The 11,310-nt window shown below is 76.6% G+C and carries 13 protein-coding genes and 1 tRNA gene; 4 read left to right on the top strand and 10 right to left on the bottom strand.

The genetic code is table 11. The features are described from left to right. Positions 1-119: 119 nt before the first annotated feature. From ACI79V_RS07540 to ACI79V_RS07520, 5 genes are all read right to left on the bottom strand, one after another. Positions 120-314, bottom strand: a complete 195-nt coding sequence (locus ACI79V_RS07540) for a hypothetical protein (RefSeq protein ID WP_456874494.1) — start codon at positions 312-314, stop codon at positions 120-122. 91 nt (positions 315-405) lie between these two features. Further along, complete coding sequence (locus tag ACI79V_RS07535) at positions 406-1,749, bottom strand: FGGY family carbohydrate kinase (protein ID WP_456887977.1); 1,344 nt, start codon at positions 1,747-1,749, stop codon at positions 406-408. Beyond that, the gene (locus tag ACI79V_RS07530; RefSeq protein WP_456887976.1) at positions 1,746-2,249 is read right to left on the bottom strand and encodes an XdhC family protein; all 504 of its coding nucleotides are present in this window, start codon (positions 2,247-2,249) and stop codon (positions 1,746-1,748) included. The genes ACI79V_RS07535 and ACI79V_RS07530 overlap by 4 nt, the downstream gene beginning before the upstream one ends. Next, a complete protein-coding gene (locus ACI79V_RS07525) occupies positions 2,246-3,031 on the bottom strand; it encodes an alpha/beta fold hydrolase (RefSeq protein WP_456887974.1) in 786 nt (261 codons plus the stop codon). The genes ACI79V_RS07530 and ACI79V_RS07525 overlap by 4 nt, the downstream gene beginning before the upstream one ends. Further along, the gene (locus ACI79V_RS07520) at positions 3,028-4,041 is read right to left on the bottom strand and encodes an aldo/keto reductase (protein WP_456887972.1); all 1,014 of its coding nucleotides are present in this window, start codon (positions 4,039-4,041) and stop codon (positions 3,028-3,030) included. Before ACI79V_RS07520 ends, ACI79V_RS07525 begins: the two co-directional genes overlap by 4 nt. Before the next feature lie 98 nt (positions 4,042-4,139). On the opposite strand from ACI79V_RS07520, the gene ACI79V_RS07515 reads away from it, so the two are divergent. Continuing rightward, positions 4,140-4,631 carry a hypothetical protein gene (locus ACI79V_RS07515; protein ID WP_456887971.1) on the top strand — a complete coding sequence of 164 codons (492 nt, stop codon included), beginning with the start codon at positions 4,140-4,142 and terminating at the stop codon, positions 4,629-4,631. 5 nt (positions 4,632-4,636) lie between these two features. Here ACI79V_RS07515 and ACI79V_RS07510 read toward each other — a convergent pair whose 3' ends face one another. Then, positions 4,637-5,428: an aldo/keto reductase gene (locus tag ACI79V_RS07510; RefSeq protein ID WP_456887969.1), complete on the bottom strand. Its 792-nt coding sequence runs from the start codon at positions 5,426-5,428 to the stop codon at positions 4,637-4,639. A 145-nt stretch (positions 5,429-5,573) separates the two neighbouring features. Between ACI79V_RS07510 and ACI79V_RS07505 the strand changes: the two genes are divergently transcribed. Both ACI79V_RS07505 and ACI79V_RS07500 read left to right on the top strand, forming a co-directional pair. After that, positions 5,574-6,971, top strand: coding sequence for a cystathionine beta-synthase (locus ACI79V_RS07505; protein ID WP_456887968.1), 1,398 nt, complete (start codon positions 5,574-5,576; stop codon positions 6,969-6,971). Next, positions 6,968-8,116, top strand: a complete 1,149-nt coding sequence (locus tag ACI79V_RS07500; RefSeq protein ID WP_456887966.1) for a cystathionine gamma-synthase — start codon at positions 6,968-6,970, stop codon at positions 8,114-8,116. Before ACI79V_RS07505 ends, ACI79V_RS07500 begins: the two co-directional genes overlap by 4 nt. Positions 8,117-8,124: 8 nt before the next feature. Here the strand turns inward: ACI79V_RS07500 and ACI79V_RS07495 are convergent, their stop codons facing one another. From ACI79V_RS07495 to ACI79V_RS07480, 4 genes are all read right to left on the bottom strand, one after another. Continuing rightward, positions 8,125-8,310 carry a ferredoxin gene (locus ACI79V_RS07495; RefSeq protein WP_456874485.1) on the bottom strand — a complete coding sequence of 62 codons (186 nt, stop codon included), beginning with the start codon at positions 8,308-8,310 and terminating at the stop codon, positions 8,125-8,127. Further along, positions 8,310-9,620, bottom strand: a complete 1,311-nt coding sequence (locus ACI79V_RS07490; RefSeq protein ID WP_456874484.1) for a cytochrome P450 — start codon at positions 9,618-9,620, stop codon at positions 8,310-8,312. The genes ACI79V_RS07495 and ACI79V_RS07490 overlap by 1 nt, the downstream gene beginning before the upstream one ends. Before the next feature lie 125 nt (positions 9,621-9,745). Beyond that, a complete protein-coding gene (locus ACI79V_RS07485; RefSeq protein WP_456887964.1) occupies positions 9,746-10,021 on the bottom strand; it encodes a GNAT family N-acetyltransferase in 276 nt (91 codons plus the stop codon). Positions 10,022-10,122: 101 nt separating this feature from the next. Then, positions 10,123-10,199, bottom strand: a tRNA-Met gene (locus tag ACI79V_RS07480). A 243-nt stretch (positions 10,200-10,442) separates the two neighbouring features. Here ACI79V_RS07480 and ACI79V_RS07475 point away from each other — a divergent pair. Continuing rightward, a complete protein-coding gene (locus ACI79V_RS07475) occupies positions 10,443-11,276 on the top strand; it encodes a hypothetical protein (protein WP_456887962.1) in 834 nt (277 codons plus the stop codon). Positions 11,277-11,310 lie beyond the last annotated feature (34 nt).

The following is an 11,310-nucleotide window of genomic DNA, read 5'->3' as shown; positions in this document are numbered from 1 at the left end:
CCCCCCCCCCCACCCCCCCCGCCCCCCCCCCCCCCCCCCCCCCCCCCCCCCCCCCCCCCCCCCCCCCCCCCCCGCCCCGCCCCCCCCCCCCCCCCCCCCCCCCCCCGCCGGAGTCCGTCTCAGGCGGTGGGGGTGGTCCCGCCGCCGGTGCCGGTGCCGCGCCCGCCGGAGAACCGGCGGCGGGCGTCGTCGATCCGGGCCTTGGTCTTGGGGTCCTTGGCCATCTGCTGGGCCTTCTCCGACACCTGCCGCAGGGCCTGCTGGCCCTTCGGGCTGCGGGCGAACTGGGCCACCTTGTCGAACACCGACGCCATGTCGTGCGTCTCCTCTCGCCGGGCCCCGTGGCGGGCCCCTCGTCCCGGTCAACGGCCGGCGCCGGGGCACCGTTCCGCGGCGCCGGGCCGGTCAGGTGCGCGGGAGGACCGGCGGCGACGGCGACCGCTCGGGTTCCACCGGCCGGCCCACCCCGCGCCCGGCCAGCACGGCCGCGCCGACCGCCGACGCGCTGCGCAGCGACAGGTACGTCACCGGCCGCTCCAGCAGGTCGGCCAACACCTGCCGGACCAGCGGGGAACGCCCCCCGCCGCCGGTGAGGACGGCCGGGTCGTCCGGCGCTCCGCCGAGCAGCGCGGCGGCGGCCGCCACGGCCGACAGCACCCCCTCGACCGCGGCCCGGGCCAGGTCGGCGCGGGTGGTCCCGGCCGACAGCCCGGTCCAGGCGGCGCGGTCGTCGGGCCCGGCGACGCCGCCGCGCTCACCGGTGAGGAACGGCCGGAACACCGCTCCCCCGGCACCGGGCCGCGCCGTCCCCGCCAGGTCGAACAGCTCCGCGGGCGGGACGCCGAGCACGCCGGCCGCCCACGCCCAGGCCGAGGCGCCGTTCTGCAGCGCGGCCATGGCGTACCAGCCCTCTCCGGTGTCGGCGTAGCCGTGCACGGGCGGGTCGTCGGCCGGGACGGGCGTCCAGCCCGGGCGCAGCACCTGCGCGCCGGTGCCGAGGTTGACCTGCAGCGCCGCACCGGCACCGGCGGCCAGCATCGCCAGCGGGGTGTCCGCACCGCCGACGACGACCGGCACCTGCACACCGCCGAGCACGGCGCCGCCCGCCACCTCCGCCGAGGGCCGCACCGCGGGCAGCAGGCCCGCGGGCACCCCCGCCGCGGCCCGGGCGGCGTCGGACCAGCCGTCGGCGACGACGTCCCACAGCAGCGTCGCCGAGGCGTCGCTGCGGTCGGTGACCCGCGGGTCGGAGCCGGGCAGCAGGGCCGCCCGCAGCGCGTCCTTGGGCAGCAGGACGGCGGCCGCGCGGGCGACCCGGTCCGGCCGGTGCGCGGCCAGCCAGGCGAGCACCGGACCGGTCATCCCGGGGACCAGCGGGTTGGCCAGCGCCGCGCGGTCGGCGGCCGGCAGCGCGCGCCAGCGGGCGACCTCGGCGGCGGCTCGCCGGTCGGGCCACAGCACCGCCGGGCCGAGCGCGGCGCCGGCGTCGTCGACCAGGACCGTGCCGTGCATCTGACCGGACAGGCCGAGCCCGGCCACCGGCCGCCCGTCGAGCTCCGGCAGCAGCCGGGTCAGCGCGTCGTCCAGCGCCGCCCGCCAGGTGCCGACGGCGCACTCGGCCCACCCCTCGTGCGGGCTCTCGACCGGGTAGCCGGCCTCCGTCTCGGCGACGAGCCGGCCGTCCTCGCCCAGCGCCACCAGCTTCAGACCGCTGGTGCCCAGGTCGGCGCCGAGCAGGACGGCGCTCACCGCGGGCGGTGGGCGGACCCGCCGGAGCGGCCGTTGCGGTCGGCGAGCAGCCCCGCCAGCGTGCTCAGCGCGATCTCCGCCGGCGTGCGCGAGCCGATGTCCAGGCCGATCGGCCGGTGCACGCGGGCCACCTCCTCCGGCGGGACACCGAGCGCAGCCAGCGCCGCGACGTGCGGTCCCTCGTGGCGGGGGTTGCCCATGACGCCGACCCAGCGCACCCGCCGGGCCAGTGCGTCGCGCAGCACCTCACCGAGCTCGGGCCGGTGGTGGTCGGTGACCACGACGTCGGCGGAGGACAGGTCGCCCGGGACGTCGTCGAGGGACACGACGCCGGCGCCGCGGCCGGGGTCCGGGTCGAGCAGCACGGTGCGGAAGCCCAGCTCCGGCGCCCACCGCAGCAGCACCGCGGCCACCGGCGAGTCGAACACCGCCACGAGCACCCGCCCGGTCGCCTCCGGGGCCGGAGCGCCGTGGGCGACGCCGCAGGTCGGATCGGTCACGGCTCCCCCAGGAACCCGGCGATCGCCGCCGCGAAGGCCGGCGTCCGGAGCACGGTCGTGTGGTCGCCCGGGACGATCCGCAGCCGGGCGCCGGGGATGGCCGCGGCGAGCGTCTCCGGGCGGGCCGCCAGCGGATCGGCGTCGCCGGCGAGGACGAGCGTGGCCGCGGTGATGGCGGCCAGGTCGGCACCGGTGGCGTGCACCGCGCGGGCGTGCGCGGCCAGCGCGCGCCGGTCGGCGTCCATGGCGTCGGCCATCCGGCGGAACAGGACGGTCCGGGGATCGCGGACGTCGGCGACGTCGGCCGCCTCGAGCGCGGCGGCCAGCGCGGCCATCAGCCCGGCGCGGCGCTCGGCACCGCCGCGCTCGACGAACGCCGCACCGGCGCCGCCGACCACCAGCCGGCGCACCCGCCGGTCGGCGACGGCGACCAGCATCGCCACCGTCGCCCCCATCGAGTAGCCGACCAGGTCGAACGCGTCGTGGCCGAGCGCGTCGGCCACCCGCCGCAGGTCGTCGGCCATCCGGGGCTCGCCGTAGGCGGTGGGGTCGTGCGGCTTGTCCGACCGCCCGTGCCCGCGGGCGTCGACCCCCACGACCTCCCGCCCGGCCGCCAGCAGGACCGCGACCGTCCCCGTGCCCACCCAGTTGAGCCGGGTGTCGGCGACGAAGCCGTGCTGCAGGTAGACCGGCGGGAGCCCGCCCGGCTCCCCCCACCGGTGCACCGCGACCGCGACGCCGTCGGCGCCGGGCACCCGCAGCGGGACCCTCGTCGCGGTCACGCGGCGCCCCGCTCCGGGCTGTCGCCGTAGGCGTAGGAGGCGTCGGCGTACCGGCCGCCCTGCGCGACCCCGGGCGGTGCGATCTCGCCGAGCCGCCGCAGGTCGTCCTCCGACAGCGACACCGCGAGCGCCCCGGCGTTCTCCTCCAGGTACGGGCGCCGCTTGGTGCCGGGGATCGGCACGACGTCCCCGCCCTGCGCCAGCACCCAGGCCAGCGCGAGCTGCCCGGGCGTGCACCCCTTCTCCTCCGCCAGCGCCCGGACGGCGTCGACCAGCCGCAGGTTGGCCGCGAACGCCTCCCCGGTGAAGCGCGGGTGGCCGCGCCGCCAGTCGTCGTCGGCGAAGTCCGCGGGGCTGCGGATCGCCCCGGTGAGGAAGCCGCGGCCCAGCGGGCTGAACGGGACGACGCCGATGCCGTGCTCGCGGGCGACGCCGAGGACCTCGGCCTCCACGTCCCGGGTCCACAGCGACCACTCGCTCTGCAGCGCCGCGATCGGGGCGACCGCGGCCGCCCGGCGGACCGACGCCGCGGAGGCCTCCGACAGCCCGAGGAACCGCACCGTGCCCTGCACCACCAGCCCGGCCATCGCCCCGACGGTGTCCTCGATCGGCACCCGCGGGTCGACCCGGTGCTGGTAGTAGAGGTCGATCACGTCGACGCCCAACCGGCGCAGGCTCGCCTCGGCGCAGGCGCGCACGTTCTCCGGCCGGCCGTCGATGTCCATGCCCCCGCGGTCGTTCCGCCGCAGCGAGAACTTGGTCGCCAGCTGCACCTCGTCGCGGCGGCCGCGGATCGCCTCGCCGACCAGCTCCTCGTTGTGCCCGTCGCCGTAGACGTCGGCGGTGTCGAGGAACGTCACCCCCAGGTCGAGGGCCCGGTGGATCGTCGCGAGCGACTCGGCGCGGTCGGCCGCGCCGTACATCTGGCTCATGCCCATGCAGCCCAGCCCCAGCGCGGAGACGGTCAGGCCGTCGCGGCCGAGCGTGCGCGGACCGGCGGGAGAGGTCATGCCCGCATCCTCGTCCCGGCCGGCGACCGCACGCCACCGGCCGTTTCCCCGCCCGGCACCCGGGTAGCCGCCCGGGACAGCGACCCCCGGGAGGACCGATGAGCGCGCGTTCCGGCCGACGCACGGCCCGGTTGCTCGGCCTGGCCAGCCTGGGCCTGGGCACCTCCATGCTCGTCTCGCCGCAGGGCGTCGCCCGCCTCGCCGGGGTCGACGACTCCCCCGTCGCGCTGCCCGTCATCACCGCCGTCGGCGCCCGGGAGCTCGCCCACGCCGCCGGGCTGCTCGCCGGCCGTCCCGGCTGGGCGTGGACCCGCGTCCTGGGCGACGCCGTCGACCTGGCCGCCATGGGCGTCGCGCTGGCCAACCGCAGCGGCGAGCGCGAGCGTCGGCTCGGCAACGTGGTCGTCGGGGCATCGGCCCTGACCCTGCTGGACCTGCTCACCGCGCTGCGATCGCGACGCCGGCGCCGCACCGCCAGGCCCAGCCCCGCTCCGGTCCGGCGGCCGACCACGGGACTGGTCGCGCCGATGGTCGACGTCCGGCCCGCCCTGGCCGGCCGGCCCCGGCCGCCGGTGACCGGGCGCGCCTGACGCGCTCAGCGCCGCGCCAGGCCGTCGACGCGGGCCACCTCCTCCCTCGTCAGGGAGAAGCCCCCGATCGCGAGGTTGGCCCGGATCCGCCCCGGGGTGGCCGACTTGGGGATGACGACGACCCCGTGCTCGACGTGCCAGCGCAGCACCACCTGCGCCGGGGTGACGCCGTGCGCGTCGGCGACCTCGCGCAGCACCGGGTCGCGCAGGTCGGTGTTCTTGAACGGGCTGTAGCCCTCGAGGACGACGCCGCGCTCCCGGTGCCCGGCCTCGACGGCGGCGTCGTAGAGCGCCGGCGCCCAGCTGACCTGGTTGACCTGCGGCGTCACCCCGGTGGCCTGCGTCAGCCGGTCGAGCTGCTGCAGCGAGTAGTTGCTGACGCCGACGGCGCGGGCGCGGCCGGCCTCCCGGGCGGCGACGAACCGCTCCCACAGCTGTTCCCCCGCGCCGCCGGGCGGCCAGTGCACCAGCCACAGGTCGACCGCGTCCAGGCCGAGCGCGGCCAGCGACGCGGTCAGGGTCTGCTCGGCCCGGTCGGCCTCCCGGGGCGGCAGCTTGGTGGTCACGAACACCTCGTCGCGGTCGACGCCGGAGTCGCGAAGCGCCCGCCCGACCTCGGTCTCGTTGCGGTACATCGTCGCGGTGTCCAGGTGCCGGTACCCGGCGTCCAGGGCGGTCCGGACGGCGTCGTAGCAGGCCGCACCGGTCAGCTGCCAGGTGCCGAACCCGAGCAGCGGCATCGCGCCGCCGCCGTCGAGCGGGACGGCGGGGACGGCGTCAGGGGCGGCGTCGGTCATGCCGCTGCCCTGCCCGCGCCGGCCGCCGCCGACACCCGCGGGCCCGCCGTCGCACCGCCCGGGACCGGCCCGCGCGCCCCGGCCCGTCCCGGGTGGTGGGATGGAGCGGCGAGCACCCGCCCGGGGCGCCGCCGAGGAGGTCCGAGTGCAGTACGCCGAGTCCGTCGTCGACCTGATCGGCGGCACGCCGCTGGTCCGGCTGTCGCGGGTCACCCGCGACCTCGGGCCGGACGCCCCCCTGGTGCTGGCCAAGGTCGAGTACCTCAACCCCGGCGGCTCGGTGAAGGACCGGATCGCCGTGCGCATGGTCGACGACGCCGAGGCCAGCGGGGAGCTCAAGCCCGGCGGGACGATCGTCGAGCCCACGAGCGGCAACACCGGCATCGGGCTGGCGCTGGTCGCCCAGCAGCGCGGCTACCGGTGCGTGTTCGTCTGCCCCGACAAGGTCAGCCAGGACAAGATCAACGTGCTGCGGGCCTACGGCGCCGAGGTGCACGTCTGCCCGACCGCCGTCGACCCGGCCGACCCGCGCTCCTACTACTCGGTCTCCGACCGGCTGGCCCGCGAGACCCCCGGCGGGTGGAAGCCCGACCAGTACGCCAACCCGGCCAACCCGCGCTCGCACTACGAGACCACCGGCCCGGAGATCTGGGAGCAGACCGAGGGGAAGGTGACCTGCTTCGTCACCGGCGTGGGCACCGGCGGCACGATCAGCGGCATCGGCCGCTACCTCAAGGAGGCCTCCGACGGCCACGTCCGCGTGGTCGGCGTCGACCCGGAGGGGTCGGTGTACTCCGGCGGCACCGGCCGGCCCTACCTGGTCGAGGGCGTCGGTGAGGACTTCTGGCCCGACGCCTACGACCGCGGCATCGCCGACGAGATCGTCCCGGTGTCCGACGCCGACTCGTTCCACATGACCCGCCGGCTGGCGCGCGAGGAGGGCCTGCTCGTGGGCGGCTCCTGCGGGATGGCCGTCGCCGGCGCGCTGCGCGCGGCGGAGGAGCTGACCAAGGACGACGTCGTCGTCGTGCTGCTGCCCGACGGCGGCCGCGGCTACCTGAACAAGATCTTCAACGACCAGTGGATGGCCGACTACGGCTTCCTCGACGTGACCACCGGCGGGGAGACCGTCGGCGAGCTGCTCGAGGCCAAGTCACGCAACGGGGCCGGCGCCACCCCCGTGCTCGTGCACACCCACCCCAACGAGACGGTGCGCGACGCGATCGACATCCTGCGCGAGTACGGCGTCAGCCAGATGCCCGTGGTCAAGGCGGAGCCGCCGGTGACCGCCGGCGAGGTGGTCGGCTCGGTCGACGAGAAGGTGCTGCTCGACGCGCTGTTCGCCGGGCGGGCGTCGCTGTCGGACCGGGTGGAGAAGCACATGTCCGCGCCGCTGCCGATCATCGGGTCCGGCGAGCCGGTCAGCGCCGCGGTGGCCGAGTTCGGCGAGGCCGACGCGCTCATCGTGCACGTCGACGGCAAGCCCGCCGGCGTCGTCACCCGGCAGGACGTGCTCGGCCACCTCGCCGGGGTGACCCGGTGACCGAGTTCTCCGGCTTCGACACCCGCGCCATCCACGCCGGGCAGGACCCCGACCCCGCCACCGGCGCGGTCGTCGTCCCGCTGCACCTGGCCACCACCTTCAAGCAGGACGGCGTCGGCGGGCTGCGCAACGGCTACGAGTACGCCCGCAGCGCCAACCCCACCCGCGACGCCCTGCAGGAGCTGCTGGCCTCGCTCGAGGAGGGCACCGCGGGCCTGGCGTTCGCCTCCGGCCTGGCCGCCGAGGACACCCTGCTGCGCACCGTGTGCGAGCCGGGCAGCCACGTCGTCCTCGGCGGCGACGCCTACGGCGGCACGTTCCGGCTCATCTCGAAGGTGGTCTCGCGCTGGGGTGTCGAGCACACCCCGGCCGACCTCAACGACCCCGACGCCCTGCGCGCCGCGATCCGGCCGGGCAGCACCCGGGTGGTCTGGTGCGAGACGCCGACCAACCCGCTGCTCAACGTCGCCGACATCGCCCTGACCGCCGAGATCGCGCACGAGGCCGGCGCGATCCTGGTCGTGGACAACACCTTCGCCTCGCCCTACCTGCAGCGGCCGCTGACCCTGGGCGCCGACGTCGTCGTGCACTCGACCACCAAGTACCTCGGCGGGCACTCCGACGTCGTCGGCGGGGCGCTGGTCGTCCGCGACGACGACCTCGCCGGGCAGCTGGTCTTCAACCAGAACGCGATGGGCGCGGTGTCCGGGCCGCTGTCGGACTGGCTGGTGGTGCGCGGCATCAAGACCCTCGGCGTCCGCATGGACCGGCACCAGGCCAACGCCGGCCGCATCGCCGAGTTCCTGCTCGGGCACGACGCGGTGTCGGCCGTCCTCTACCCCGGCCTGCCCGACCACCCCGGCCACGACATCGCCGCGAAGCAGATGTCGGGCTTCGGCGGGATGCTGTCGTTCCGGCTGGCCGCCGGCGAGGAGGCCGCACTGCGGGTGTGCGAGCGGGCGCGGCTGTTCACGCTGGCCGAGTCCCTCGGCGGCGTCGAGTCGCTCATCGAGCACCCGCACCGCATGACCCACGCCAGCGCCGCCGGCTCCCCGCTGGAGGTGCCGGCCGACCTGGTGCGGCTGTCGGTGGGCATCGAGGACGCCGACGACCTGCTCGCCGACCTGGAGCAGGCGCTGGCCTGACCCGCCGGTCAGTCAGCGAGCGCGAGCGCCCCGGTCGGGCACTGGGACACCGCGTCCCGCGCGGCGTCGACGTCGTCCGGGTGCTCCTGCAGCACCCGGACGGCGCCGTCGTCGTCGACCTCGAAGACGTCGGGGGCGAGCAGCTCGCACTGGCCCGAGCCCACGCACACCTCCCGGTCGGCGGAGACGCGCATCAGCGCTCGCCGCCCAGCCGTGCCGGGAGCCGCTTGAGGCCGTTGACGAACGAGGACGCCAGCCGGTGCGGCGGGCCGGTGACCTCGAGGTCGGGCAGCTGCTCGAAGACGGCGCGGAAGGTCACCTGCAGCTCGCGGCGGGCCAGGTGCGCGCCCAGGCAGAAGTGCGGGCCCTTGGAGCCGAAGCCGACGTGCGGGTTGGGGTCGCGCCCGACGTCGAAGCGCTGGGGATCGGCGAACACCTCGGGGTCGCGGTTGGCCGCGGCGTAGAACAGCAGGAACTTCTCGCCGGCGGTGAAGCGGTGGCCGCCGATCTCGCCGTCCTGCGTGGCGGTGCGCCGCATCCAGGTCACCGGGCTGACCCAGCGGACCACCTCCTCGACGCCGGTGCGGTCCAGCCCGGGGTCGGCGGCCCACCGCGCCCACTGGTCGGGGTGCTCCGACAGCGCCAGCAGGCCCTGCGAGATGGCGTTGCGGGTGGTCTCGTTGCCGGCGACCAGCAGCAGGATGAAGAACGACGCGATCTCCTGGTGCGAGAGCTGCTCCCCGTCGACCTCGGTGGTGACCAGCGCGGTGGTGAGGTCGTCCCGCGGCTCGGCCAGCCGCTCGGCCGCCAGCCGCTCCATCAGCGCGGCCATCTCCATGCCGGCGGTGAGGAACGCGGTCAGCGGGTCGTCGTTCTCGATGAGCTCGGGATCGCCGCCGGACAGGATGACGTTGGAGTTGGCCAGCACGGCCGGCCGGTCGTCCTCGGGGACGCCCATCATGTCGCAGATGACCCGCAGCGGGATCGGCGCGGCGATGTCGGCGACGACGTCGATGACGCCGTCGTTCGCCTCGGCCGTCGCCCGGGCGCGGGCCAGCACGTCGTCGACGACGGCGCGCACGGAGTCCAGGGTCCGCTCGAGCATCCGCGGCGTGAACGTCTTCGAGACGATCCGGCGGATCTTGGCGTGCCGCGGGTCGTCCATGCTGATCAGCGAGCCGTAGAACTCGTGCAGCTCGGCCGGGACGTCCTGCATCGACACCGCGCCGCGGCCCGAGCAGAAGACCGCCGGCTGGGAGCTGATCGCCTCCAGGTCGGCGTAGCGGGTGACCGCGTGGTAGCCGGGCCCGGCCGGGATCCCGGGGAGGTCGGGCTCGGCGAAGAAGGCGAACGGACGCTCGCGCCGCAGCCGGTCGAAGGCGGCGTGCCGGTACGCCGGCGGCGTCGTCCACCAGTCCCGGTCGGACAGGTCGACGGTCGCCAGGTCGACGTCGGCCGGGTCGATCCCGCCGGCGTCGGCCGGGGGGACGGCAGCGATGGTCACGGACGACTCCCTCGTCGGAACGGTCACCGTTGACCGCACGCTAGAGAGCCGATCGCGTGAGGGGCAACACACTCCCGGCGCGTCGTACGGATCAGGACCGGCCGTATCGCCGCGGCTCCCGTGCCTCAGGAGTCGTGGGCGACCAGGTCCTGGTACTCGGGGTGACGCTCGATCCAGCCGCGCACGAACGAGCAGTGCGGCACCGCGCGCAGGCCCCGCGTCCGGACGTCGTCCAGGGCGCCGCGGACCAGCGTGCCGCCCAGGCCGGAGCCCTCGGCCTGCGGGTCGACCTCGGTGTGGGTGAACACCACCTCGTCGCCGCGGCGCCGGTAGGCGGCCAGACCGAGCAGGCGGTCGCCGTCGCGGATCTCGTAGCGCTCGGCGTCGGGGGCGTCGTGCACGGTGGGCTCCATGTGCGGGGCCAACCGCTCCGGGCAGCGCACTGTTCCGGCCCCGGACACGACGAGGGCCCCGGAGCGGCTGCTTCGGGGCCCTCGTGCGGTGGTAGCGGGGACAGGATTCGAACCTGTGACCTCTGGGTTATGAGCCCAGCGAGCTACCGAGCTGCTCCACCCCGCGTCGGCAGCACCCACTGTACACGCGCCCGCGCCGGGTGCCGGCGGGGCCCCGCCGGCCGGGGTCCGCCTCCCCGGGAGGCACTGCGGGCAGGAGCCGCTGCCGGCGGTGACGACGCGCTCGTCGAGGCGCGGGGGTGCGCGACGACTGCTGGTCGCCGGACGGCGGGCGGCGCGACCCTGCCCGGGTGACAGCGCGAGGACGCCCGGCGGCGGGACCTCCGCTGACCTGACCGGGGGTACCGCCATGAGCACCTCGACCGGCAGCACCTACGACTCCAGCGTCTGGTCACGGGCCGGCGCCGCGGCCCCGATGGGCACCGTCCTCGGGACCGGCGTCCCGCCGCAGACCGGTCCTCCGCCACCGACCGGGCAACCGGGATCGGGCTCGTGGCGGCACCTGGCGCGGACCGGCCTCCCGGTCGCGCTGGGCGGCCTCACCGGCGTCCTCGTCGCGCTGGGCCTCTCCGGGGACGCCCTGTCCCGGCTCGTCCGCAACTCGCCCCGGGCCACCGCGACCGCCGTCGTCCTGGCCGTCCTCGGGGTCACGATCCCGGTCCTCGCGGCCGTCGGCCAGCAGTTCCAGCGCACCGCCGTCCTGCTGGGCGGGGTCGTCCTGGTCACCGGCGCCGTGGTGGCCGTCATGGGCGGGGCATCGGCGATCGCGGAGCGGGAGGAGCCCGGCCTCACGCTCACCTCCCGGGCGGTCGATCCCACCGGCGCCACCGTGCGGATCGAGGTCGCCGCCCGGGGCTCGTCGCTGGCGATCGAGGAGCACGTGCTCGTGCGCGTGGTCGCCTTCCGCGCCGGGACCGCCATGGACGACGCGCGGGCGGCCTGCGCCGACACCAAGGACCTGACCGTCCAGACCACCGACGACGCCGGGAGGCCGGTGGCACAGCCGGTCCTCTACTCGGGGGAGAGCGGCCCCACGACCACCGGCGCCACCTCCCACAGGATCACCCTGGCCGTGCCCACCACGTACGAGTACGTCTGCGCGCACGCGGCGCTGACCGACCGCTCCGCAGGGTCCGACCCGCGCACGGCCACGGTGATCGCCGCCGTCGCCGGACTGGTCTGATCCCCGTCCCACCGGGCCCGCACCACCAGGTACG

Source organism: Geodermatophilus sp. SYSU D00700 (genome assembly GCF_054050255.1).
This window is presented reverse-complemented; position numbering and strand designations above follow the sequence as displayed.

Coding starts and splice junctions, on each gene's coding strand:
- ACI79V_RS07495 (WP_456874485.1), bottom strand. CDS start 8,310: ATGCGCGTCTCCGCCGACCGGGAGGTGTGCGTGGGCTCGGGCCAGTGC.
- ACI79V_RS07515 (WP_456887971.1), top strand. CDS start 4,140: ATGAGCGCGCGTTCCGGCCGACGCACGGCCCGGTTGCTCGGCCTGGCC.
- ACI79V_RS07475 (WP_456887962.1), top strand. CDS start 10,443: ATGAGCACCTCGACCGGCAGCACCTACGACTCCAGCGTCTGGTCACGG.
- ACI79V_RS07540 (WP_456874494.1), bottom strand. CDS start 314: ATGGCGTCGGTGTTCGACAAGGTGGCCCAGTTCGCCCGCAGCCCGAAG.
- ACI79V_RS07510 (WP_456887969.1), bottom strand. CDS start 5,428: ATGACCGACGCCGCCCCTGACGCCGTCCCCGCCGTCCCGCTCGACGGC.
- ACI79V_RS07520 (WP_456887972.1), bottom strand. CDS start 4,041: ATGACCTCTCCCGCCGGTCCGCGCACGCTCGGCCGCGACGGCCTGACC.